The 26,024-nt window shown below is 39.1% G+C and carries 22 protein-coding genes; 21 read left to right on the forward strand and 1 reads right to left on the reverse strand.

All coding sequences use genetic code 11. The annotated features are described in order from the left end of the window. Positions 1-308: 308 nt before the first annotated feature. The 14 genes from LDX58_RS04955 (at position 309) to LDX58_RS05020 (ending at position 14,996) form a co-directional block, all read left to right on the forward strand. Positions 309-959, forward strand: a complete 651-nt coding sequence (locus tag LDX58_RS04955; RefSeq protein ID WP_227935742.1) for a TraR/DksA C4-type zinc finger protein — start codon at positions 309-311, stop codon at positions 957-959. A 72-nt stretch (positions 960-1,031) separates the two neighbouring features. Next, positions 1,032-1,499 carry a signal peptidase II gene (gene lspA, locus LDX58_RS04960; RefSeq protein WP_227935743.1) on the forward strand — a complete coding sequence of 156 codons (468 nt, stop codon included), beginning with the start codon at positions 1,032-1,034 and terminating at the stop codon, positions 1,497-1,499. Continuing rightward, positions 1,499-2,413: an RluA family pseudouridine synthase gene (locus LDX58_RS04965; RefSeq protein WP_227935744.1), complete on the forward strand. Its 915-nt coding sequence runs from the start codon at positions 1,499-1,501 to the stop codon at positions 2,411-2,413. The genes lspA and LDX58_RS04965 overlap by 1 nt, the downstream gene beginning before the upstream one ends. Before the next feature lie 197 nt (positions 2,414-2,610). After that, positions 2,611-3,147, forward strand: a complete 537-nt coding sequence (gene pyrR, locus LDX58_RS04970) for a bifunctional pyr operon transcriptional regulator/uracil phosphoribosyltransferase PyrR (protein WP_227935745.1) — start codon at positions 2,611-2,613, stop codon at positions 3,145-3,147. Between the two features lie 135 nt (positions 3,148-3,282). Beyond that, a complete protein-coding gene (locus LDX58_RS04975) occupies positions 3,283-4,578 on the forward strand; it encodes a solute carrier family 23 protein (protein WP_227935746.1) in 1,296 nt (431 codons plus the stop codon). Between the two features lie 182 nt (positions 4,579-4,760). Beyond that, complete coding sequence (locus tag LDX58_RS04980) at positions 4,761-5,669, forward strand: aspartate carbamoyltransferase catalytic subunit (RefSeq protein WP_227935747.1); 909 nt, start codon at positions 4,761-4,763, stop codon at positions 5,667-5,669. A 20-nt stretch (positions 5,670-5,689) separates the two neighbouring features. Then, positions 5,690-6,973, forward strand: a complete 1,284-nt coding sequence (gene pyrC, locus LDX58_RS04985) for a dihydroorotase (RefSeq protein WP_227935748.1) — start codon at positions 5,690-5,692, stop codon at positions 6,971-6,973. Next, complete coding sequence (locus LDX58_RS04990; protein ID WP_227935989.1) at positions 6,970-8,058, forward strand: carbamoyl phosphate synthase small subunit; 1,089 nt, start codon at positions 6,970-6,972, stop codon at positions 8,056-8,058. The genes pyrC and LDX58_RS04990 overlap by 4 nt, the downstream gene beginning before the upstream one ends. An 18-nt stretch (positions 8,059-8,076) precedes the next feature. Continuing rightward, positions 8,077-11,268, forward strand: a complete 3,192-nt coding sequence (gene carB, locus LDX58_RS04995) for a carbamoyl-phosphate synthase large subunit (protein ID WP_227935749.1) — start codon at positions 8,077-8,079, stop codon at positions 11,266-11,268. Between the two features lie 15 nt (positions 11,269-11,283). Then, entirely contained in the window at positions 11,284-12,063 is a 780-nt protein-coding gene (locus LDX58_RS05000) for a dihydroorotate dehydrogenase electron transfer subunit (RefSeq protein WP_227935750.1), read from the forward strand. Beyond that, positions 12,060-12,989, forward strand: a complete 930-nt coding sequence (locus LDX58_RS05005) for a dihydroorotate dehydrogenase (protein ID WP_227935751.1) — start codon at positions 12,060-12,062, stop codon at positions 12,987-12,989. The genes LDX58_RS05000 and LDX58_RS05005 overlap by 4 nt, the downstream gene beginning before the upstream one ends. Next, positions 12,971-13,678, forward strand: a complete 708-nt coding sequence (gene pyrF / locus LDX58_RS05010; RefSeq protein WP_227935752.1) for an orotidine-5'-phosphate decarboxylase — start codon at positions 12,971-12,973, stop codon at positions 13,676-13,678. The genes LDX58_RS05005 and pyrF overlap by 19 nt, the downstream gene beginning before the upstream one ends. Before the next feature lie 2 nt (positions 13,679-13,680). Next, positions 13,681-14,313 carry an orotate phosphoribosyltransferase gene (pyrE, locus tag LDX58_RS05015; RefSeq protein WP_227935753.1) on the forward strand — a complete coding sequence of 211 codons (633 nt, stop codon included), beginning with the start codon at positions 13,681-13,683 and terminating at the stop codon, positions 14,311-14,313. Positions 14,314-14,342: 29 nt separating this feature from the next. Next, the gene (locus tag LDX58_RS05020; protein WP_227935754.1) at positions 14,343-14,996 is read left to right on the forward strand and encodes a class I SAM-dependent methyltransferase; all 654 of its coding nucleotides are present in this window, start codon (positions 14,343-14,345) and stop codon (positions 14,994-14,996) included. Positions 14,997-15,159: 163 nt separating this feature from the next. On the opposite strand, the gene LDX58_RS05025 is transcribed toward LDX58_RS05020, so the two are convergent. Then, on the reverse strand, positions 15,160-16,866 hold the full coding sequence (locus LDX58_RS05025; protein WP_227935755.1) for an Rqc2 family fibronectin-binding protein: 1,707 nt from the start codon (positions 16,864-16,866) through the stop codon (positions 15,160-15,162). 315 nt (positions 16,867-17,181) lie between these two features. Between LDX58_RS05025 and LDX58_RS05030 the strand changes: the two genes are divergently transcribed. The 7 genes from LDX58_RS05030 to priA all read left to right on the forward strand — a co-directional run bounded on the left by LDX58_RS05030 (position 17,182) and on the right by priA (position 25,926). Further along, positions 17,182-19,887, forward strand: coding sequence for a calcium-translocating P-type ATPase, SERCA-type (locus LDX58_RS05030; protein WP_227935756.1), 2,706 nt, complete (start codon positions 17,182-17,184; stop codon positions 19,885-19,887). Between the two features lie 168 nt (positions 19,888-20,055). After that, positions 20,056-20,937 carry a YicC/YloC family endoribonuclease gene (locus LDX58_RS05035; protein ID WP_227935757.1) on the forward strand — a complete coding sequence of 294 codons (882 nt, stop codon included), beginning with the start codon at positions 20,056-20,058 and terminating at the stop codon, positions 20,935-20,937. Between the two features lie 94 nt (positions 20,938-21,031). Continuing rightward, complete coding sequence (gene remA, locus LDX58_RS05040; RefSeq protein ID WP_227935758.1) at positions 21,032-21,292, forward strand: extracellular matrix/biofilm regulator RemA; 261 nt, start codon at positions 21,032-21,034, stop codon at positions 21,290-21,292. A gap of 51 nt (positions 21,293-21,343) precedes the next feature. Further along, the gene (gmk, locus tag LDX58_RS05045; protein ID WP_227935759.1) at positions 21,344-21,958 is read left to right on the forward strand and encodes a guanylate kinase; all 615 of its coding nucleotides are present in this window, start codon (positions 21,344-21,346) and stop codon (positions 21,956-21,958) included. Continuing rightward, the gene (gene rpoZ, locus LDX58_RS05050) at positions 21,959-22,180 is read left to right on the forward strand and encodes a DNA-directed RNA polymerase subunit omega (RefSeq protein ID WP_227935760.1); all 222 of its coding nucleotides are present in this window, start codon (positions 21,959-21,961) and stop codon (positions 22,178-22,180) included. 141 nt (positions 22,181-22,321) lie between these two features. Next, positions 22,322-23,533 (forward strand): bifunctional phosphopantothenoylcysteine decarboxylase/phosphopantothenate--cysteine ligase CoaBC, encoded by a 1,212-nt coding sequence (coaBC, locus tag LDX58_RS05055; RefSeq protein WP_227935761.1) that lies wholly within the window; start codon positions 22,322-22,324, stop codon positions 23,531-23,533. Next, positions 23,530-25,926 carry a primosomal protein N' gene (gene priA / locus LDX58_RS05060; RefSeq protein WP_227935762.1) on the forward strand — a complete coding sequence of 799 codons (2,397 nt, stop codon included), beginning with the start codon at positions 23,530-23,532 and terminating at the stop codon, positions 25,924-25,926. The genes coaBC and priA overlap by 4 nt, the downstream gene beginning before the upstream one ends. Positions 25,927-26,024 lie beyond the last annotated feature (98 nt).

The raw sequence follows: 26,024 nt of genomic DNA on the forward strand, positions 1-26,024 counted from the left end.
TCAAACCACTGTTTTATACAGTGGTTTTTTTTTGGGAGTTAATGTATAAAATTGAGTGAATACAGAATTGATATAATAAAGCAAGAAAGCCTTCTCAAGGGTGGCAATAACTTTCACACGCATGCGGGGCCGAACCATTTTTTGTTCGGTTTAATGAAAGCAACGGTTCAGCTCATGCTTCTAAGAAAAAACAGTCTATTGCCATTTTTCTTATGCTGTTAAAAGTTGTGTTGGCTACATCTGCTTTTCATGGTCACAATAAGGAATGAGCGTCTATAGACGTGAGTTGCTTGATTGGGGGAGATGAAATGACAAATTATACACAGATTAAACAAGCACTTGAACAACGACTAAAGACAGTGGAAGATCATATTAATCAGCATTTTAAAGAAGAACAAAATCGTACATTGTCATTTTCAACAGGTGAGTTATCGCAATACGATAATCATCCAGCAGATGCTGCAACTGACCTTTACGAGCGTGAAAAGGACTTCGCATTACTTGAACAACTAGAAAGGGAACATGAAGAAATTGAGCATGCATTAGAAAAGTTTAATCGAGGAACGTTCGGTATTTGTGAGGTCACAGGAAAAACGATCCCCTACGAACGACTAGAAGCAAGTCCAGCAGCACGCACCATTGTTGAAGCTGTAGATAATCGTATCACTGATGAAAGACCTTCAGAAGAAACTGTTTTGGGAGGGTTTAGAAAGTATAATTTTGATCAAGATGATGATGAGACAGAATTTGATGCTGAGGATGCTTATCAATCAGTTGCTGAATTCAATGAATTACCAATGATATATGAAGATTCCTCACTTGAAGAGACAGGTGAGCTTATCGGCTATGTTGAACAAATTGAAGGGTTTTTATCAACTGGAATTGAAGGCTATACCGGCGACGAAGATGTTGTTTTTCAGAGAAATGTCCATTACGACCAATACTTGAACGGAAAGTAGGGGGCTATCCCCCTCTTTTTGTGCTATAATGCTATTCGTATGGAAAGATGTGGACGAGATCGGGGGATGACGATGAGGTATTATTTTATAGCATTGGTTGTTTTAATTATTGATCAGATTAGTAAATGGATTATTGATACTCAGATGGCTATTGGAGAGAGAATCACGTTAATTGATCATGTCCTTTATTTCACATCACATCGAAATAAAGGTGCTGCTTTTGGTATTCTTCAAGGTCAAATGTGGTTTTTCTATATTATCACGTTAATTGTTATTGTCGGTATTGTTTATTACATGCAAAAGGAAGCGAAAAATAGTGCATTGTTTGGTGTATCATTAGCTCTCATCCTTGGGGGAGCGATCGGTAATTTCATTGACCGTCTGTTCCGAGGCGAAGTAGTAGACTTTGTTGATACATATATATTCGGTTATGATTTTGCGATCTTTAATGTAGCTGATGCAGCTCTATGTATTGGAGTGGCCCTTTTATTTATAAAAATGATTCAAGATGAACGTCAACAAAAGAAGGAGCAAAAGTAATGGAAAGTTTTGAATGGATAGTCACAGGTGAGCAAAAATCTACACGGTTAGATAAGCTTATAACCACTTTAAATGCAAATTGGTCACGCACACAGGTGCAGATTTGGATTAAAGATGGGCACCTTAAAGTAAATGATGGTGAAGCAAAAACGAATTACAAAGTTGAAATAGATGATGTTATTACTCTTGTTATTCCAGCACCTGAAGAACTAAAAATAGTGGCAGAAAACATCCCGTTAGATATAGCTTACGAAGATGAAGATGTGATCGTGATCAATAAACCTAGAGGGATGGTTGTTCATCCGGCTCCAGGTCATTCTTCAGGTACTCTTGTAAATGCATTAATGCATCATTGCAAAGACTTATCTGGGATTAATGGAGTTATAAGACCTGGGATTGTTCACCGAATTGATAAAGACACTTCTGGTTTAATTATGGTCGCAAAAAATGATCATGCACATGAATCATTAGTTGAGCAATTAAAAGCTAAAACAACAACTAGATTATATAAAGCCGTTGTACATGGTGTGATTCCTCATGAGCATGGAACGATTGATGCTCCAATCGGACGAGATAAGAAGGACCGCCAAAGTATGACAGTAACAGATGAAAATAGTCGAGATGCCGTTACTCATTTTACAGTACTTGAGACTTTTGATAATTATACGTACGTACAATGTGAATTAGAGACGGGTAGAACCCACCAAATTCGTGTCCATATGAAATATATCGGCTATCCTTTAGTGGGGGATCCAAAATATGGTCCGAAAAAGAAAATGTTTGATATTGAAGGTCAAGCGCTTCATGCAGCAGTTCTCGGCTTTATCCATCCACGTACAGGAGAAGAAGTCATATTTGAAGCCCCTCTTCCTGAAGAAATGGAGAGGTTATTACATCTTATTCGGACAAAATAAAAGATTGACAGCGCGAAATTTGTCGGTCATACTATATAAGAACTTAATAGTCCTTTAACTACAGTCCCGTGAGGCTGAGAAGGAAAACGGAAAGAATAGGAGCTATAGCTAGTCTCTATTCACTTACGTCACTACCTCTCTGTCCAATGGACAGAGAGGTTTTTTCGTTTTCTAATGATTTATGGAGGTGGAAAAAGATGTCGAGAGTGATATTGGATGAACAAGCTATACGAAGAGCAATCACTCGAATTGCACATGAGATTATTGAACATAATAAAGGCATAGATAATTGTATTCTTATTGGGATTAAAACTCGTGGAATCTACCTTGCGAAACGCTTAGCTGAACGGATTGAACAAATTGAAGGAGCGAAAATTCCAGTCGGAGAAATTGACATTACGCTTTATCGGGATGATTTAACGGTTAAATCAAGCAACAAAGAACCGATCATTCAAGGGACAGATATTCCTGTTAATATAAGAGATCGAAAAGTCATTTTAGTCGATGATGTCCTATATACAGGTCGAACGGTTCGAGCAGGGCTTGATGCGTTAATTGATATAGGAAGACCAGAGCAAATTCAACTGGCAGTCCTAATTGATCGTGGTCACCGCGAATTGCCGATTAGACCAGATTATGTTGGGAAAAATGTGCCCACATCTAAAAGTGAAAAAATTGTAGCGAAGTTATGTGAAGTTGACATGACTGATGAAGTTACGATTGAACAAAAATAATAAATAAAATAATAACTATCTCTCTTTAAATTAGTCCCGTGAGGCTAAAAAGAGGCTCGATGATCTGATTTAAAGATGATTCGACCTCTTTGCCTACGCAGAGAGGTTTTTTTCATAAGTACTAGGGGGAGAACAATGTCATCAAGAGGAAAAGAAGTTGGAATTAAAGAAGTACCAAGATTTGATAAATGGATTATATTCAGTTTACAGCATTTATTCGCCATGTTTGGCGCAACGATTCTTGTTCCTTACTTAGTTGGATTAAGTCCTGCAGTAGCTTTACTATCGAGTGGATTAGGAACACTCGCTTATCTTCTGATTACAAGAGGTCAAATACCAGCTTACTTAGGATCATCCTTTGCATTCATTGGACCGATTATTGCTGCAACAGCAACGAGTGGTCCAGAAGGGGCAATGGTCGGAAGTTTCTTAGCTGGACTTGTGTATGGAGTTGTTGCTCTTTTAATAAAGACAATTGGAGTGGATTGGATTATGAGAATCTTACCTCCAATTGTGGTTGGGCCAGTTATTATCGTAATCGGATTAGGTTTAGCTCCTGTCGCAATTGATATGGCGATGAACAACCCAAGCGCAGAATCTTACAGCGCGACCTACTCTGCAGTTGCGATTATCACTTTATTGATTACAGTCCTTGCAACTATGTTTTTTAAAGGATTCTTTAGTCTAGTTCCAATCATGTTCGGAATTATTGGAGGCTATATTACAGCGTTTTTCTTTGGACTAGTTGACATTTCTCCTGTTCAAGAAGCAAAATGGTTTGCATTGCCGGATGTTATTGTTCCTTTTGTCACATACACACCAGTGTTTTCCTGGCAGATAGTTGCGATCATGGTCCCAATTGCTATTGTTACATTAGCTGAACATATTGGTGACCAGATGGTCTTAAGTAAAGTAGTTGGAAAGAACTTCATTAAAGAACCGGGTTTACATCGTTCTATTTTGGGGGATGGAACAGCGACCGTCATTGCATCACTAATTGGTGGTCCACCGAATACAACTTATGGAGAAAATATAGGAGTACTTGCTATTACAAGAGTGTTTAGTGTGTTTGTTATTGCAGGTGCAGCGGTCTTAGCGATTATCTTTGCTTTTATTGGTAAGTTTGCAGCGTTCATCACAACGATTCCAACAGCAGTAATGGGAGGCGTATCGATCCTTCTATTTGGGGTTATCGCTTCTTCTGGATTAAGAATGCTAATTGATAATGAAATTAACATTGGCTTAAAGCGAAACCTCATCATTTCTTCGGTCATTTTAGTCATTGGAATTGGTGGAGCTTTTATCCAAGTAAACGAAAATATTCAAATAACTGGCATGGCACTTGCGGCAATTATCGGAATTATTCTCCACCAGATCTTGCCGGAAAAAGAAGAAAGCTACGGTAAGAAATCCATGTTTCAAGCAGATTAATATCGTTCCCTTTTAAGAGGTACAGAGAGACTTCAAAGGGGGTGAGGATCCAAGGAGGTTGTGTAGCAACTTCTCTGGTCCTTATGCCCTGAGAGTTTCTTGCCCTCAGGGTTTTTTACTTATAAAAATGGTGTCCAATCTTTTTAAAACTTGATCATAATAAAATGAGGAGGCTGGTTTGAATGGTGGCAATGACAGAACAAAAGGCATCTAGAGGGGAATTACTTACATTAGAAACAATGTCAACGGTCGAGATTTCAACTATTTTACAAGAGGCTGAGCATTTTGCACAAGGAAAGCAATGGAAGTCAGAAAAGGATTTATTTATCGCTAATTTATTCTTTGAGCCTAGTACAAGAACTAGATATAGCTTTGAAGTAGCAGAAAAGTTACTAGGACTCCATGTCTTGTCTTTCTCTGAAGAAAACTCAAGTGTCCAAAAGGGTGAATCGCTACTAGATACGGTTAAATCGTTTGAAGCTATTGGCGCTAACGCTCTTGTCATTAGACATCCCGAAAATGATTATTTTAAATTCATTCGTGATAAGATTTCGATTCCAATCATTAATGGAGGAGATGGAAGTGGTCATCATCCAACACAATCATTGTTAGACCTACTAACAATTCAGCAAGAATTTAATAGCTTTGCCGGATTAAACGTAGTTATAGCAGGAGACCTTCGTCACAGTCGTGTCGCAAGGTCAAACGCAGAAGTCTTGACACGCCTAGGAGCTAAAGTAAAAATTACTGGACCGAAAGAGTGGATGGCTGGTTTTAATACGGCATATGATCATGTTTCATTAGATGACACATTGCCAGAATCTGATGTGGTAATGCTACTTAGAATTCAACATGAACGACATGAAGGATCAATGCAATGGTCAAAAGAGGGATACCATAAACAATATGGCTTAACGATAGAACGGGAAAAACGAATGAAAAAAGAAGCTATCATCTTGCATCCAGCTCCTGTTAATAGAGGTGTTGAGTTAGCAAGTGAACTGGTAGAGTGTGATCGTTCACGCATTTTTAAACAAATGAAAAATGGTGTAGCAGTTAGAAGAGCGGTTGTGAAAAGAGCATTAACTTAAAATAAAGGGGGATGTTTATTATGACAATTAAACTTGAAAGTGGATTTATCTTAGATGGTAATGGAAAACTGGTCGAAAAGGATGTTTTTATCGTAAACGGGAAAATTAGTTTTACAGCACCGAACTCTACAGAGGACGTAAAGATCGTTGAAGTAAAGGGTAAGTTAGTATCAGCTGGACTTGTCGATGCGCATGTTCATTTACGTGAGCCGGGCGGCGAGCAAAAAGAAACGATTGAAACTGGGACATTAGCTGCAGCAGCAGGGGGTTTTACAACGATAGCAGCGATGCCAAATACAAGACCAGTACCCGATACAAAAGAACAAATGGAATGGATGCAAGACAGAATTAAAACAACAGGACATGTGCGTGTACGACCTTACGCTTCAATTACAACAAGGCAGCTTGGAAAAGAATTAACGGATTTCGCAGCCCTTAAAGCTGCGGGTGCCTTTGCTTTTACGGATGACGGGGTGGGTGTTCAATCAGCTGATGTAATGCTTCAAGCAATGAAAAAAGCAGCAGAAGTGAAAATGGCGGTTGTTGCTCATTGTGAAGAAGATACACTGATTCACGGTGGATGTGTACATGAAGGGAAATTTTCTGCTGAACATAACCTGCCAGGAATTCCATCGGTTTGTGAATCTGTTCATATTGCAAGAGATGTACTATTAGCAGAAGCGGCAGGAGCACACTACCACGTTTGTCATGTGAGTACAAAGGAATCTGTCCGAGTGATTAGAGATGCGAAAAAAGCTGGTATTAATGTTACCGCTGAAGTCTCGCCGCATCATTTATTACTTTGTGAGGATGATATTCCAGGACTCGATTCTAATTATAAAATGAATCCTCCACTTAGAGCGAAAGAGGACCAAGCAGCGCTTTGGGAAGGTTTGCTAGATGGAACGATTGACTTTATCGCAACAGACCATGCGCCTCATACAGAAGAAGAAAAAGCTAAAGGAATGGACAGAGCACCACTTGGAATTGTTGGGTTAGAAACAGCTTTTCCTCTTCTTTATACACATATGGTTAAAACAGAAAAAGTTACTCTTAAGCAGTTAGTTGATTGGTTAACGGTTAAACCAGCAAAAACGTTCGGACTACAATCAGGAGTACTCGAAGAAGGAGCACTTGCTGATATTACCGTCATCGATCTTGAAGAAGAGCGTGAGATTGATAAAGAAGCATTTCTTTCAAAAGGAAAAAATACACCATTTAACGGGTGGGTATGCCAAGGGTGGCCAGTTTATACGTTTGTAGATGGAAAACTTGTATGGGAGAAAGGACAGGTGACAGCATGAAACGTCAGTTAATATTAGAAGATGGCAATATTTTTGTAGGAGAAGGATTTGGTGCAGACAAGGAAATGAGTGGGGAAGTAGTATTCATTACGGGGATGACTGGTTATCAGGAAACATTATCAGATCCTTCATACTGTGGACAGATTGTAACAATGACTTATCCGTTAATCGGTAACTACGGAATTAATCGTGATGATTTTGAATCAATTACACCTGCTATAAATGGATTTATCGTTAAAGAATATGAGCCGGAACCAAGTCATTGGCGTATGGAAGAATCACTGGATACGCTTTTTAAAGCTAAGGACATTCCAGGGCTAGCTGGAATTGATACTCGTAAGTTAACTCGCTTGATTCGTGAACATGGTACGAGACGCGGACGTATTTGCTCATTAGATGTAGACGCCAATGCCGTAATTGAAGAGTTAAAACAGACAACTTTTGTTCGTGATCAAGTTCATCGTGTTTCAACGAAAGAACCCTATCATGCTCCAGGTCGTGGTAACAGAGTCGTTTTAGTTGATTACGGAATGAAACATAATATTTTACAAGAATTAATCTCAAGACAATGCGATGTTGTAGTCGTACCTTATAACACAAGTTCCGAAGAAATCCTCAGGTTAAATCCGGATGGCATCATGCTCAGTAACGGTCCTGGGAATCCGGTCGATGTGCAAGGAGCAATTGAAACGATCAAAGCTTTAATTGGAAAAGTACCTATCTTTGGGATTTGCTTAGGACATCAGTTAATAGCACTAGCTTGTGGTGCAACGACAAGTAAATTACAATTCGGTCACCGCGGATCGAATCATCCAGTTCGTGAGCTTTCAACTGGGAAGATTGCCATTACAGCACAGAACCATGGATATACAGTAGACAATGATTCATTAAAAGGCACTGGTCTTGAATTAACCCATATTGCAATCAATGATGGAACGGTTGAAGGACTAAAGCATGTTGAACATCCAGTATTCTGCGTACAGTATCACCCAGAAGCGTCACCAGGTCCACATGATGCGAATCACTTATTTGATGAATTCATGACGTTGATGGAAACTGAAAAGAAAGTTGCTGTTAAAGCGTAAACGAGGGGAGAGAAACACATGGGAAAACGTAATGATATAAATAAAATATTAGTAATTGGTTCTGGTCCGATTGTGATTGGACAAGCTGCGGAATTCGACTATGCTGGAACTCAAGCATGTCAGGCTTTAAAAGAAGAAGGGTACGAGGTTATTTTAATCAATTCTAATCCAGCAACGATTATGACAGATACAACGATGGCGGATCGGGTATATATTGAACCTATTACATTGGACTTCGTAAGTCGGATTATTCGTAAAGAACGTCCTGATGGAATTGTAGCGACGTTAGGCGGACAAACTGGGCTTAATATGGCAATGGAGCTTGAAGAAGCTGGCATTCTCGAAAGATATAATATTGAATTACTGGGTACGGACCTTAATGCAATTAGGAAAGCAGAAGATCGTGATTTATTCAGAACACTTATGCATGAATTAAATCAACCTGTTCCTGAAAGTGAGATCGTTCATACACTTAAAGAAGCTGAGAGCTTTGTCAAGATCGTAGGATTCCCTGTTATCGTCCGCCCAGCTTATACACTTGGTGGTACAGGTGGAGGGATTGTTCACGACGAAGAGCAATTGCGTGAGATCGTTACAAGTGGTCTTAAATACAGCCCAGTGACTCAATGTTTAATTGAAAAAAGCATTGCTGGTTTTAAAGAAGTAGAATATGAAGTCATGCGCGATGCAAAAGATCAGGCGATTGTTGTTTGTAACATGGAAAACTTCGATCCTGTTGGGGTCCACACTGGAGATTCAATTGTTGTAGCACCTAGTCAAACGTTAACAGATCGTGATTATCAACGTTTACGTAATGCATCATTAACAATCATTCGCGCACTAGGAATTGAAGGTGGGTGTAACGTACAATTTGCTCACGATGCAGATAGCGATCAATATTACATTATCGAAGTAAATCCACGTGTAAGTCGTTCATCAGCTCTTGCTTCAAAGGCAACGGGTTATCCAATTGCGAAAATGGCTGCGAAAATTGCTGTCGGATATAGTCTAGATGAGTTGTTAAATCCAATCACAGGAAAGACATATGCAAGTTTTGAGCCTGCCCTAGATTACGTAGTATCTAAAATACCACGTTGGCCGTTTGATAAGTTTGAAGCAGCGAATCGTTCCCTAGGTACACAAATGAAAGCAACAGGCGAAGTTATGGCTATTGGTCGTAATTTAGAGGAATCTCTTCTTAAAGCCGTCCGTTCTTTAGAAGCTGGTTATGATCACATTTATGATGCGAAAATTGAGAAACTAGAGACAGAAGACTTGCTAAAGCGAATTCAAAAAGCGGATGATGAACGGTTATTTGAGTTAGCAGAGTTGCTTCGAAGAGGTGAACAGGTTCAGACACTTTGTGATTTAACAAAGATCGATCGTTTCTTTATGCAGAAATTAGCTCGAATTGTAGCGCTAGAACAAGAATTAACAGAATCTCCGAATGACCTTGAACTTCTTCAAAAAGCGAAGGAACGTGGCTTTTCTGATATCGCCATTGCAAGATTATGGAATCAAGAAGAGCGTATGATCTGGGATATTCGTAAAGAAAACAATATTCGCCCAGTTTACAAAATGGTTGATACGTGTGCAGCTGAATTTGAATCTGAAACTCCATATTTTTATGGCACATATGAGGATGAAAATGAAGCGATGCAAACAGAGAAGAAAAGCATTTTAGTTCTAGGCTCTGGTCCAATACGTATCGGTCAAGGAATTGAATTTGATTATGCAACGGTTCATACGGTGTGGGCTATTAAAGAAGCAGGCTATGAAGCGATTATCATAAACAACAACCCAGAAACGGTTTCAACAGACTTTAGCACATCCGATAAGCTTTATTTTGAACCGTTAACAGTTGAGGATGTTATGCATGTATTTGAGCAAGAAAAACCAGAAGGAGTCATTGTCCAGTTTGGAGGACAAACGGCGATCAATTTAGCAGGGGAACTTGAAGCAAGAGGGGTTCCAATTATCGGTACATCGCTTGAGAGCATGGACCTAGCTGAAGACAGGGATAAATTCGAACAAAAGCTTCTATCTCTAGATATTCCACAGCCATTAGGTCGCACGGCGACTTCGGTTGAAGGTGCAATTACAATTGCAAATAAAATCGGCTATCCAGTTCTTGTACGTCCTTCTTATGTGCTTGGAGGAAGAGCGATGGAAATTGTTTATAAAGAAGAAGAGCTGCTTAACTATATGACAAATGCGGTAAACGTAAATCCGAAGCACCCTGTTCTTGTTGACCGTTATTTAACTGGAAAAGAGCTTGAGGTTGATGCGATTTCAGATGGAGAAAATGTCTTTATTCCTGGAATCATGGAGCATATTGAACGAGCTGGGGTTCACTCTGGTGATTCGATTGCTGTCTATCCGCCACAAACCGTTCCTGAAGATTTAAAGCAAAAATTAATTGACCGTACTATAGCAATTGCAAGAGGTTTGAAAATTATTGGACTTTTAAATATTCAATTCGTTTGGCATAAAGATGAAGTGTATGTGCTTGAAGTGAATCCGCGCTCAAGTCGTACAGTTCCGTTTTTAAGTAAGATTACTGGAGTACCAATGGCTAACCTTGCAACAAAAGTGATGCTTGGAAAAACGTTACCAGAGTTGGGATATGAAACAGGTTATCAACCTGAAGCAAAAGAAGTTTCAGTTAAAGTACCAGTATTCTCATTTGCTAAACTTCGTCGTGTCGATATCACACTTGGACCTGAAATGAAATCGACAGGAGAAGTAATGGGACGAGATATGACTCTAGAAAAAGCTCTTTATAAAGGGTTAGTTGCATCAGGAATGAGCATTCCTACACATGGTTCGGTGTTGTTCACTGTAGCAGATAAAGATAAAGAAGAAGCATTGAGTTTAATTGAACGTTTTAATGCTCTTGGTTTTGACATTTTAGCGACAGCAGGCACAGCTAGCTATATTAAGGATGTGAATATTCCTGTTACAGTCGTAAATAAGATTGGTGAGGAAAAACCTCATCTTCTAGATGTAATCCAACAAGGTCAAGCACAATTTGTAATTAATACATTGACTCGGGGAAAACAACCAGCACGTGATGGATTCCGTATCCGCCGTGAAGCAGTAGAAAATGGTGTCGTGTGCTTAACGTCTATTGATACAGCTGAAGCACTTTTAAGAGTTCTTGAATCAATTACGTTTTCTTCTGAAAGCATGCCGCAAATGCAAATGTAGAGAGGTGGAGGGACTATGATAAAAAAAGATTGGCTAACAATTAGAAAACATAAGACCATTGCAGCGAACATAATGGAATTAACATGTTCAGGACCTCTTGCTAAACAAATGACAGAACCAGGACAATTCTTACACTTACGTGTGGATTCTGGTGATGATCTTTTGCTTAGAAGACCGATCAGCATCTGTGATGTAAATGTAGAGACAGAAACGGTCACAATGCTCTATCGTGTCGAGGGGAAAGGTACAAAACGTCTTTCACTTAAACAAGAAGGGGAAAAGATTGATGTACTCGGACCACTTGGTAATGGTTTTCCACTAGAAGCTACCGAGCGAGGAGAGACAGCTCTCCTCGTCGGTGGTGGAATCGGTGTCCCTCCTCTATACTACTTATCAAAGCAATTAAAAGAACGTGGGGTTAACGTCATTCACGTACTAGGTTTTCATAGTGAGGAAAATGTCTTTTATGAAGAGGAATTCTCACAACTTGGTGATACGTATGTTGTAACAGCAGATGGGACTTACGGCGAAAAAGGCTTTGTTACAGATGTCATTAAAGAAAAACAACTTACATTTGACACGATGTATACATGTGGACCAACACCAATGCTTTCAGCCCTACAGAAAGCCTATTATGATAAGCGCTTGTTCTTATCGCTTGAAGAGCGGATGGGCTGTGGAGTTGGAGCATGCTTTGCCTGTGTCTGTCATGTTGTAGGGGACGAAACAGGAACAAGTTACCGCAAAGTCTGTACAGATGGTCCAGTCTTTCCGGTGGGGGAGGTTGTACTATGAGTCGATTAAGCATTGAACTACCAGGACTTTCAATGAGAAATCCGATTATGCCGGCTTCTGGCTGTTTTGGATTTGGAAAAGAATATGCGAATTACTTTAGTCTTGAGCTACTAGGTGCGATTGCAATTAAAGCAACAACAGCCGAAGCTCGCTTTGGGAATCCAACACCCCGTGTGGCTGAGACGTCAGCGGGAATGTTAAATGCAATTGGCTTGCAAAACCCAGGGCTTGAAGGGGTTATAAATAATGAATTACATTGGCTTAATCAATTTAATGTACCCATTGTTGCAAATGTAGCAGGGACAGAGATTGCTGATTATGTCGAAACGGCAGCTAAGCTTTCAAGAGTTGAAAATGTTCATGCCATTGAACTAAACATTTCTTGTCCAAATGTAAAGCAAGGTGGAATTGCTTTTGGAACAATTCCACATGTAGCGGCTGAATTAACGCGAGAAGTGAAGAACGTATCTACTAAACCAGTTTACGTAAAACTCTCTCCTAATGTAGCTGATATCGTTGAGATCGCACGTGCAGTGGAAGAGGCTGGTGCTGATGGCTTATCAATGATTAATACGTTACTCGGGATGAGGATTGATTTACGTAAAAGAAAACCGATATTAGCAAATGGGTATGGCGGATTATCTGGTCCAGCCATTAAGCCAGTAGCGATTCGAATGATTCATCAAGTGAGTCAGGCAGTCGATATTCCGATCATCGGAATGGGCGGAGTTCAAACAGCTGAAGATGTAGTTGAATTTATGCTAGCGGGAGCTAGTGCAGTCGCAGTTGGAACAGCGAACTTTACAGACCCACTTGTATGTCCTACTATTATTGATGAGTTACCGGGCTTATTAGATGAGTTGGAAGTCGATAAAGTGACTGATCTCATTGGAGGGAGCTGGAAAACATGCAACGTCCATTTATAATTGCTTTAGATTTAGATAATCGAAACAAACGTTTAGCTTTACTCGAAGAACTTAAAGGACAATCTCTTTTTGTTAAAGTCGGGATGGAGTTGTTTTACCGCGAAGGCAGACAAGTCCTCGAAGAGTTAAAAGAAGAAGGTCATCAAATTTTTCTTGACCTGAAATTACATGATATCCCGAATACGGTTCAAAGATCGATGCGGGAATTAGCTAGTTTGGATATTGACATTGTCAATGTTCATGCTGCTGGCGGTAAAAAAATGATGAGTGCCGCTCGCGAAGGCTTGGAGCAAGGAACCATTGCTGGTCAAAAACGCCCACTGCTAATTGCAGTCACTCAACTAACAAGCACAGATGAAGTCACGATGCAAAACGAATTATTGATCAAACAACCGCTAAATGATGTAGTTCGTTCTTATGCCTCTTTTGCAAAAGAGAGTGGAGTAGAGGGTGTTGTGTGTTCTGCTAAAGAAGCACCGCTTATTCACGAAGCGTGTGGAGATACCTTTTACACAGTATGTCCAGGTATTCGCAGAATGGAAGACGCGGTAGGCGACCAAAAACGTGTGGTTACACCAGGACAAGCAAGAGAGTTAGGCTGTTACGGTATCGTAGTCGGAAGAAGTATTACAAGTGCAAATAAGCCACTTGAAGTATATCAAGCAATGAAACAAGATTGGGAGGGTTAATCATGAAAGATCAAATTGCGAGTCATTTATTAGATATAGGGGCTGTTCATCTCCAACCAACAAATCCATTTACTTGGACATCTGGGATTAAATCACCGATTTACTGTGATAATCGATTAACTCTTTCATATCCTAATGTAAGAAAAGACATCATTGCGGGCTTTATAGAACTTCTAAAAAATACAGAGGTAGATGTGATTGCAGGGACAGCAACAGCTGGAATCCCACATGCTGCTTTGCTTGCAGATGCAATGGATTTACCGATGATTTATGTGAGAGGTAGCGCCAAAGGTCACGGGAAGCAAAATCAAATTGAAGGTAAGATTGAAAAAGGACAAAAAGTGGTCTTGGTTGAGGATCTCATTTCTACAGGGGGAAGTGTGATTCAAGCAGCTGAAGCATTAAAGGCAAGCGGTGCAGAAGTTGTAGCTGTTGTAGCTATTTTCACATATGAATTCCAAAAAGCGTATGATGCACTTGAAGAAGCTAGTCTACCGACTCATGTTCTTACATCTTATTCAGCGCTTTTAAATGTTGCTAAGGAAAAAGGAACGATTACATCAGATCAAGTGGATCGTTTAAACGAGTGGCGCAAGGATCCAACTTCTCAAGCTTGGATGACGGAACAAGTTTAAATGTGCTACAGAAGCATAAGGAGGATGTCATGAGGAAAATGACTGGAACCGACTTTGATAATCTTGTTGACTTTTTTGACGCAATGGCACAAACGAAATGGTTAACAGCCATTCATGATCAACTAAAGGATTTATCTGGAAGTTGGGAAGGAAAAAAAGTTCTCGATGTGGGTTGTGGAACAGGACGTTTACTCGAACGCGGGATTGGTGAGGCCAACCAGCTGATTGGTATAGATCTTTCAATAGAAATGGTGGAGAAAAGTCGATCTCTTCTCGCGCAAGCATTTTCGACGGATAGTTTAGTTAAAGTAGCAGATGCCTATGATTTACCTTTTAACGCTGATTATGTAGATGTAGCTTTATCAACCTGTGTTATGTTTCTCCTTCCTGAACCAGAAAAAGGATTAGCAGAAATAGTACGAGTTTTAAATTCGGGTGGAGTAATTGCGATGCTAAATCCTGCCCTAGGTATGAATCCAGAAGCAGCGAGTCAATATGCTAAACTATATTCATTTTCAGGTTTTGAACGTGAATCATTATTAATGTGGTCAGATGTGTCAACAAAGCGTCATCGCTATTCGAACACTGATCTAGATCAATTATTAACAAGTATGGGTTTGTCGAATGTTCAACATACGGCTGTTTTAAATGGGCTAGCAACGATAACCGTTGCAGTAAAATAATGAGATAAAAACAGATTGCTCTTTCTTTTGAAAGAATAGTCTGTTTTTTTGTAGGAAGGTAGAAAAGACAAGAAGTAACAAATGAAAAGAGTTATGAGGAATGTTTTTTTAAAATCAAATAAGGGTGACTTTACTTTGAAGTCACCCTTATGTTTCGCTTATGCTATTTTCTGAGTGAGCGGATAAGATCTTCATCTGGTGTGACATAAACCGTAGTTTGTTGTTCATAAATGACGTAACCTGGTTTTGCCCCATTTGGTTTTTTTACATGACGAACTTTTGTATAATCCACAGGAACGGAGCTTGACAGTTTGGCTTTACTAAAAAAAGCAGCAACGGTAGCAGCTTCAATTAACGTTTGTTCGTCTGGTTCCGTACTACGTATGACAACGTGTGATCCGGGAATATCCTTTGTGTGTAACCAAATTTCGTCTTGTCTAGCAAATTTGTTCGTGATGTAATCATTTTGCTTATTATTTTTTCCAACAAAAAAGTCAATTCCTGTAGTCGAACAATAGTGTTCAATCTGGGGTTTTACTTCTTTCTTTTTCTTTTGTTGTTTTTGTCGTCTTCTTATATAGCCTTCTTCGATTAATTCTTCACGAATTTCCTCAATGTCTCTTGGGGCCGCGCTTTCCATTTGCTGAATAAGTAGATCAAAATATTCTACTTCTTCTTTCGCTTTTAGAATTTGCTCCTCGACAACAGCAACTGAATTTTTAGCTTTCGTGTAACGCTTGAAATAGGCTTGAGCATTATCTGAAGGATTCTTTTGTGGATCAAGTTCGATTGTAATGGTTCGTCCTTCTTCGTCATAATAATCAATTACTTCAATGGCTTTGTCACCACGCTTCACCATATGTAGATTCGCTGTTAAGAGCTCGCCAAGCTTTTGGTATTCTTTCGCCTGTTCGGCATGTGTTAACGTTCGCTCTAATTTCTTGATTTTCTTTTTGTTTTTCTGCCATTCATTACGAAGAAATCGTTCAAGATCATGGGCTTGTTGTTTAACGCGATCCCGTTCCGCTTTTCCATAATAAAACCGATCTAGTAATTCACTTGTCGTTTCAAATGATTTACGTTCACCTTGTAGGTGTTTTAAATGAATCATGTAAAAAAGTTCTTTGTTACTAATGACAAGTTCAGGCTGGTAATGATGTTCTTTTAATTGAGATATAACATTTAAATAAGCTTCTGGCAATGTAGTTCGATTGACAATAGAACCAGCTCGGTAGACTATTTCTGTTGCTAACAGAGGAGAAAGTCCAGCGATTTGTTCGACTAATTGACGATCCATTTTACCTGTATTGAAATCGATTCGTTTCAGTAATCCTTCAGCATCAATCTCAAAAGGATTCTCTTTATGTTGTTCAGGAGGACGTTTATAAATGTGACCAGGTAAAACAGTTCTATAGCTGCTTTGTGCAAGACTTACATGTTTTATGCTGTCTAAAATGATACCTGATTCCTTATCAACTAACGTAATATTACTATGCCTTCCCATGATTTCTACATAAAGTAATTTGAACGTTTCATCTCCGAGTTCGTCCTTATTTTTTATATGAAAAATAAGGACGCGTTCCATTGCCAGTTGTTCAATTTTTTCAATCAAACTGCCTTCTAAATGCTTGCGCAGCAACATACAAAACATAGGTGGGCTAGAAGGGTTGTCATATTTCTCATTAGTTAAATGTATTCTAGCGAAATTTGCATTTGAGGAAAGTAATAAATGATGATTTTTTCCTTTTGCGCGAATGGTAAAAACAAGTTCCGTTTTATATGGTTGATATATTTTTGAGATTCGACCTGACGTTAACAACGTTTCAAGTTCGTGTGTCATCGCCCTTGTCATAAATCCGTCAAATGACATGGCTGTTTTCATCCTTTCGAATTGAGATTACTAATATGATTCTTTAGTAACGAGGGAGTAGCTGCTCATAAGTGTGTAGATCAAAAATTAAATGGACTCACTCTTGATATAGCCCCTAGTCAGAAAGAGATTATGATACTAATAACTGTACTCATCAAGTTTTTACTGTTTCAAATATGAAACAATTTTGGAATCCCATAGATTTGCTCTCTCGAGTATAGCATGTTTTTCGACTTCACTGAATATGATGGCTTGTATAAAGAAGAGGATAAGCCTCTTAGTCAAAACATATGAAGATCATGTGGGGTGTGTGTAATGAATTGGTATAAGTTAGAGGAACATGAAGTAACCTCATCTGTAGGAACAAGCCTCGATAAAGGGTTAACAGAAAAAGAGGTAGATAAGCGCTTAAAGAAATACGGACCTAATAAGCTTGATGAAGGGAAAAGACCATCTGCCTTATTTGTTTTTCTCGGTCAGTTTAAGGACTTTATGGTACTCGTTCTTCTAGCTGCTACCTTTATCTCAGGTATGTTAGGGGAATATATTGATGCGATTACAATAATGGTAATTGTTTTATTAAATGGAATACTTGGTTTTGTTCAGGAAAGAAAGGCCGAGAAATCACTTGATGCCTTAAAAGAACTTTCCGCTCCGCAAATGCTGGTTCTTCGGAATGGAATATGGAAAAAAGTATGGTCCGCTGAGATTGTCCCAGGCGATATGGTAAAAATTCAAAGTGGAGATCGAATTGGAGCTGATCTTCGATTACTGAGTTCAAATGGATTAAGAATAGAGGAATCTTCTCTTACCGGGGAGTCGGTCCCAGTTCAAAAAAGTCATCAGTCACTTAACGAAATAGATGTGGAGCTAGGAGATCAGTCGAATATGGCCTTTATGGGGACTCTCGTTACGCAAGGGAGCGCTATTGGAGTTGTAATTGGAACAGGGATGAAGACAGAAATGGGAAAAATAGCCCACCTATTACAATCCACTACAACTCTAGTCACGCCACTGCAACGCCGTCTTGAACAATTAGGGAAAATTCTAATTGCTGTTGCCTTAGTTCTCACAGCTCTTGTGGTCATCATTGGTGTGCTTCAAGGTCGCGATGTATATACGATGATTTTATCTGGTGTTTCCTTAGCTGTAGCCGCTATCCCTGAAGGACTTCCAGCGATCGTAACGGTTGCCCTAGCCCTTGGTGTACAGCGCATGATTAAGCGCAAAGCGATTGTTCGTAAACTACCTGCAGTTGAAACACTTGGCTGTGCTTCTGTTATTTGTTCAGACAAAACAGGAACGTTAACTCAGAATAAAATGACTGTTACGCATGCTTGGAGCGGCGGACAGCTTTGGAATATATCCGGTGGCGGGTATGAACCAAAAGGGGAATTTCTACAGCATAATCATACAATCGATCCAAATTCAGACCGAAAACTTCAACAACTCCTTAGCTTTGGTTGGCTTTGTAATAACGCAAGTTTACTAGAGAAAACAGTAAAACAAGGATTATTAAGAAAAGAGGTTACGGACTATGTAATGGATGGCGATCCAACAGAAGGTGCCTTAGTTGTTGCAGCGATGAAAGCAGGCTATACGCAAAAAGGGTTAGATCAGCATTATAAAAGAGCGTATGAGTTTCCTTTCGACTCAGCTAGAAAAATGATGTCAGTAATTGTTAAAGATCAAAAGGGGCGTTCATTTGTTATTGCAAAAGGAGCTCCGGATGTGGTTTTGGGACAATGTACAAAGATTGTATATGGAGGAACCGAAGAGGCACTAACTTCAAAGAGACGGAGTGAAGCGGATTCAGTTATTGAAGATTTAGCTGGAAATGCATTAAGAACGATTGCCATCGCATATCGCCCTCTTGGTGCTAATGAAACGTGCAAACAGGCATTTGAAGCTGAGCGCGGTCTAACTTTCATTGGGCTCCAAGGCATGATCGACCCTCCAAGGCCAGAAGTGAAGGATTCGATTGAAGAATGCCGGCAAGCGGGAATTAAAACGGTCATGATTACAGGTGATCATAAAATAACAGCAGCAGCGATTGCGATTCAATTAGGAATTTTAACAAAACAAGGAAAGGTTCTCGATGGTCAAATGCTATCTAAACTCAGTGTAGCAGAGCTTGAAGAGGTCGTTGATGATGTTGATGTTTATGCGAGGGTTTCCCCAGAGCATAAATTAAAGATTGTGAAGGCTCTTCAAGCAAAAGGACATATCGTGGCGATGACGGGGGATGGTGTAAATGATGCACCGGCCATTAAAGCAGCTAATATCGGAATCGCTATGGGGATCACAGGAACAGATGTCGCAAAAGAAGCGTCCTCGCTTATATTAAGTGATGATAATTTTGCAACAATTAAAGCAGCGATTAAAGAAGGACGAAATATTTATGAAAATATTCGTAAATTCATTCGTTACATGTTGGCATCTAATGTCGGAGAAATTTTAGTCATGTTATTTGCGATGATGCTTGGGATGCCACTGCCTTTAGTAGCGATTCAAATTTTGTGGATTAATCTTGTCACGGATGGTTTGCCAGCTATGGCGCTTGGAATGGACCAAGCTGAAGGAGATGTGATGAAGCGAGCACCAAGAAATCCCAATGAAGGTGTGTTTGCTCGTGGGTTAACATGGAAGATTTTAAGCCGTGGTTTTATGATTGGGGTTGTCACGCTTCTGGCTTTTTGGATGACGTTACAAGGGGATCCAAATGATTTAACGCGAGCTCAAACGGTAGCGTTTGTCACACTTGTCATGGCGCAACTCATCCATGTGTTTGATTGCCGAAGTGAATATTCGGTCTATCATAGAAATCCATTTGAAAATAAATATCTAGTTGGTGCAGTAGCTTTATCCACCCTTTTAATGCTTATCGTCATCTATTATCCACCCTTACAAACTGTTTTCCATACAGTAGCGTTAAGCGGACGTGAGTGGTTGCTTGTTTTAGCAATGGCTTCAATTCCTACGGTGGCACTCGGTGGGTTTCAATTAATAAAAAGAAAATAGCGGACAAAAGTTGGCTTCCATTTACAAACACTCTACGTAAATGAAGTCAACTTTTTATATTTTAGAACTCCCTTTTCACCTCAATTATAAATGTTGAAGGCAGCGTTATTCTATTTACTTGTTGTATATGGTTTTTTTCGGTAAAATAATCGTTGGATGTGATAAATAATGAAGAGCATGACAGGATACGGAACTTCTGTTGTAAAAAGTGATTTTGGAGAGTTAACCATTGAAGTAAAAGCGGTAAATCATCGTTTTCTCGATTTGCAGTTAAAACTCCCACATGCCTTGCAACCAATGGAAGATCAATTACGTAAACGAATAAAAGATCAAGTACTCCGTGGAAATTTAGATATTTCTATTCGTCTAGAAGAAGAAGGCGATAAAAAGCAAATTCTTCATTTGGACGAGGATTTATTAAATCAGTATGTATCAGCATTTGAGTTAATTGAAAAAAAATTTGGACAAGAAGCGAAACTAGATGTGACCGCTTTATTAACTGATAATATGATGATAACCTCCGTTGAGGAAATTAGTGATAAAGTTGATATAGAACAACAATTAATAGTAAGTGGGCTTAACCAAGCTTTACAATCTTTCAATGAGATGAGAGAAAATGAGGGCAACTTCTTACAACAAGATATGGAAAAGTGGTTAGAGCACTTAGACAAATGTTGTAAGGAAGTCGAGAAGCTAGCTCCTGAATTAATTTACCGTTATCGTGAAAAAATCGAATCACGAATTCGATCATTTCTAAATGAAAAAGTAGATCTAGATGAATCAAGATTACTATCAGAAATCGCTATTTTTGCTGAAAAAGTAGATGTGAGTGAGGAACTAGTAAGACTTCAAGCTCATATTCATCAATTTAAACTTTATTTAGAAAAACAAGAAGCGATCGGCAGACGTCTCGACTTCCTTATCCAAGAAATGAATCGTGAAGTAAATACAATTGGCTCAAAAGGAGCTGATACATCTATACGCCAACACGTGGTTGAGATGAAGGGTTTATTAGAAAAACTAAAAGAACAAGTACAAAATGTTGAATAGAAGTAGAAATCGAACGGAGTTTCGTATATAGTTAGATTAGTTTGGATAATAATGTTGAGAGTGTTGCTGCTCTCCTAAAGTGGGGGTAAATGGTATGAACATAAAATTAATAAACATTGGGTTTGGAAATATTGTTTCAGCTAATCGAATTATTTCCATTGTAAGTCCAGAGTCAGCACCGATTAAACGTATTATTCAAGATGCCCGTGATCGCAATATGTTAGTAGATGCTACATATGGTAGACGTACGCGTGCTGTTATCATTGCAGATAGTGATCATGTTATACTAAGTGCTGTCCAACCTGAAACGGTTGCACAACGTTTAACTAGCAAAGATGACGGTGGAGAGGACTAGTTGAAATTTTTGTTACATAAGCACGAATGAGTGAACGTGTAGGAGGTTTCCATGAAGAAAGAAAAAGGTCTATTACTTGTATTATCGGGACCAGCAGGTGTTGGAAAAGGAACAGTATGTGGAGCGTTACGTGAAGAAAACACTTCTGTACAATATTCTGTTTCAGCCACAACGCGTTCTCCAAGAGAAGGAGAACAAGATGGAGTAAATTATTTTTTTAAAACGAGAGAGCAGTTTGAAAAAATGATTGAGCAAGACCAATTATTAGAATGGGCAGAATATGTAGGAAACTATTATGGAACGCCTATTGATTATGTAAGAGAAACGCTTAATAGTGGTCAAGACATCATTCTAGAAATTGAGGTACAAGGTGCGTTGAAAGTTAGAGAACGTTTCCCTGAGGGAGTGTTTATTTTCTTAATGCCGCCTAGCTTAGCTGAACTCAGAAGTCGTATTGTTGGTCGTGGAACGGAAACCGAGGATATTATTAACAAGCGGATGACGGTTGCCCGTGAAGAAATAGATATGATGAAAAAATATGATTATGTTGTAGAAAATGATCAAGTTCAATTAGCTGTTAACCGTATTAAATCAATCGTAACAGCAGAGCATTGTAAACGAGAGCGTTTAATTGAAAAATACAAAGAACTTGTGGAGGTTGAATAAATGCTATATCCGTCTATTGACTCACTATTGACTAAATTAGATTCTAAATACACACTCGTCACGGTATCAGCAAAACGAGCTCGTGAAATCAAAGAAGACTTGTCTCGCGGACCTATGATCCATCGTCCTGTCTCATATAAACCAGTTGGGATTGCCCTCGAAGAAATCATTGACGATCATTTACATTTTAAACGTATAACGCCGTTAGAAGATGAGGAATAGGAGCTAAGAGGCTGACTGATATCTCAGCTCAGACCTATGTTTGAAGTGAATGGAAATAAGGCAACAAGGGTCTGATGTTTTGAGTCAGCCCTTTTTCTTTTTATTGTTTTTATATTTTGAGTTTAGAGTAGGTGGAGAAATATGTTAAAAGGAAAAAATATTGTATTAGCTGTCTGTGGTGGAATTGCTGCGTTCAAAGCTGCTGCATTAGTTAGTCAGATCATCCAAGCAGAAGCAAATGTAAAAGTGATTATGACAAAATCAGCAAAAGAGTTCATTACACCGCTGACTTTTCAGGCGCTTTCACGTCAGCCTGTTTACGATAACACATTTATTGAGCCTGACCCGACGAAAATTGCTCATATTGATCTAGCTGATTGGGCTGATGTGGTTCTCGTTGCTCCAACAACAGCAAATGTTATAGCCAAGCTTGCCAATGGTTTAGCAGATGATATGTTAACGACTACATTACTTGCCACAAAAGCGCAGGTTTACGTAGCACCTGCTATGAATGTCAATATGTATAGCCATCCTGCCGTCCTGCGAAATGTGGAAACGTTAAAACGGGATGGTTTCACTTTCGTAGATGGATCAGAAGGATTCCTTGCTTGTGGTTGGACAGGAAAAGGTCGAATGGCTGAACCTGAAGATTTATTACAAGTACTGAAAAGTCATTTCACAGTGAAAACCAGAGCCTTAGCAGGGAAAAGAGTTTTAATCACAGCGGGACCTACACAAGAAAAAGTTGATCCAGTCCGTTATTTTACGAATCATTCTTCAGGGAAAATGGGATATGCGATTGCTCAAGCTGCCAAAGATCAAGGAGCTGATGTGATCCTTGTATCAGGACCTACTTCGTTACAGGTACCTGAAGGGATACAAGTTGAACATATTATTTCTGCTCAAGAGATGTATGAAGCAGCGATGAAGTATTATCACCAAGCTGATATTGTGATTAAAGCTGCTGCTGTTGCTGATTACCGCCCCAGTGAAACCTTTACTCAAAAAAGGAAAAAGCAAAATGGTGACTGGTTTGTCGGTATGGAAAGAACGATCGACATATTAAAAACAATGGGTGAAAACAAAAACTCTCAAATTTTGATTGGTTTTGCAGCGGAATCTGAACATGTTGAAGAGTATGCTACTAAAAAACTTCAAGCAAAAAATTTAGATTTGATCGTTGCTAACAACATCCTAATGAAGGGTGCAGGCTTTAAAGGAGACACCAATGTTATTACGACGATTACGAAAGATGGAAAGAAGAAGGAATATCCATTGCTTTCAAAAGCAGAGGCGGCTATATCTATTCTAAATGACATAGCTTCCTACATGGAAAGGAAAGGAAATCTATGATTGCTAAGGTCATAGTAGATGTGCCGAGTTCACAGACGGACCGTTTATTTGATTATGACATTCCTGAAGAATGGGTAGATGTCATTCAAGTGGGTATTCGGGTCATCGTTCCTTTTGGACCTAGGAAGATTCAAGGATTTGTTGTAGAGATCGTAAGTGAATCATCTCATGATAAAACAAAACCAATCTATGAAGTGCTAGATATGGTGCCAGTGTTAACAGAGGAGCTTGTTCAATTAGGAGAGTGGTTGTCTCATCATACACTTTCTTTCAAATTATCAGCATATCAATTAATGATACCAGCAGCTCTACGGACGAAAGTTAAAAAGAAGATTGTTTTAAAAACAGACCCCAATCTTTTACCAGATAAAATTCAGCCGTTATTTGCGGAGGCCATACAAATAGAGTGGGGCAAGTTAGAAGAAAATAAAAAATTACTAAAATCCATCCAACTAGCCGTAAAGGAAGGGTTACTTGAAGTAGATTATCTAGTTGAAGAAAAAGGAAAGAAAAAAACAGAACGATATGTCAAAGTAGCTTCTAATATTAATACATTAGAGCCATTACCTGCTAGAGCTGTAAAGCAAAAGGATCTACTTACATATATAGAAGAAAGAAAACAGCCAATGAACGTTCAATCTCTTCTTCAGGAAACACAAATGACGAGACAGGTTTTAACGACTCTTATTAAAAAAGGGTTTGTAGAAGAATTTGAACAAGAAGTCTATCGAGATCCGACTGCAGGAGTCGAATATGAACGAACAAACCCTTTACAGTTAACAGAAAAACAGCAAGAAGTGATCGCGCCTATTTTGCACTCACTTGAAGACGATAAACATCGCTCCTTTTTACTTCATGGAGTAACTGGTAGCGGAAAAACCGAAGTCTACTTACAAGCTATTGATAAAGCTCTAAAGCAAGGACGAGAAGCGATTGTGCTTGTACCTGAAATTGCTCTTACTCCGCAAATGGTCCAGCGATTTAAAGGAAGGTTTGGCTCAAAGGTTGCAGTTCTTCATTCAGGATTATCAATGGGAGAAAAATATGATGAATGGCGTAAAATCCTTAGAAAAGAAGTTCGTGTAGTTGTAGGAGCTCGCTCAGCAATCTTTGCCCCATTCACCAATATAGGAATTATTATAATTGATGAAGAGCATGAGACTAGTTACAAGCAAGAAGAAAATCCAAGGTATCATGCAAGAGATGTGGCCATTCATCGAGGGGAATATCATCGATGTCCTGTTATTTTAGGGAGTGCGACACCTTCGCTTGAATCCTACGCAAGAGCTTTAAAAGGTGTTTATCAGCTATTACCTTTAAAGGAACGTGTAAACAATCGGGCCATGCCTTCTGTGGAAGTTGTTGACATGCGCGAAGAGTTACGACAAGGAAACCGCTCTATGTTTTCGTATTCTCTGTTAGATAAATTAAAAGACAGACTCGAAAAAGGAGAACAAACGGTTCTTTTTTTAAACCGAAGAGGGTATTCAACCTTTGTAATGTGTCGAGACTGCGGATATGTAGCTACATGTGATCACTGTGATATTTCATTGACGTATCACCGAACCCAGCATTCTTTGAAATGTCATTATTGTGGCCACGAAGAGAAAATGCCGGATACTTGTGAATCATGTGGAAGTGATCACATTCGTTTTTTCGGATCGGGTACGCAGAAAGTAGAAGAAGAGCTTACTCGTGTTCTTCCAGAAGCAAAAGTGATTCGAATGGATATCGATACGACAAGGCGTAAAGGCTCTCATGAGAAACTTTTGTCCGCTTTCGGACGAGGTGAGGCTGATATTTTACTAGGAACACAGATGATCGCAAAAGGACTGGATTTTCCTAAAATAACGTTAGTTGGTGTATTAGCTGCAGATTCGATGTTGCATATACCAGACTTTAGATCTGCTGAACGTACATTTCAGTTGATGGAACAAGTTAGTGGACGAGCAGGTAGACATGATTTAGAAGGTGAGGTTATTATACAATCATACACTCCAGATCATTATAGTATTGAACTTGTTAAAACCCATAATTATGAGCAGTATTTCCAAATGGAAATGTCTCAACGTAAAGTGGGATTATATCCTCCTTATGTATTCATGATTTTAATAAACATCTCACATCCTGAGTTAACCCATGTCATCCATATTTCAGAAAAAATAGTTTCCTTTTTAAAAAGAGAGGTCTCAGATCAAACAGTCATTCTCGGTCCTGTCGCTTCACCACTAGCAAGGATAAAAGATAGATATCGTTATCAATGCATGATAAAATACAGAAACGAGTCGAGGCTAAGAGAAACATTACAAGAAATACAGCAACACTACATCCGCGAAATCAATCAAGGACAATTACAAGTATCAATAGATATGCATCCATATTTATTTACATAGATTTTAGTGAAAAAGGTCGCCCTTTACCTTTTTCACTAAAATCGACGCAATGAGCAGAACAGCTGCTGGGTTTTAAGCGTACTCCGAGCGAGTTTCTC

The organism is Alkalihalobacillus deserti (assembly GCF_020734105.1).
Taxonomy (GTDB): Bacteria; Bacillota; Bacilli; order Bacillales; family Bacillaceae_D; genus Halalkalibacter; species Halalkalibacter deserti.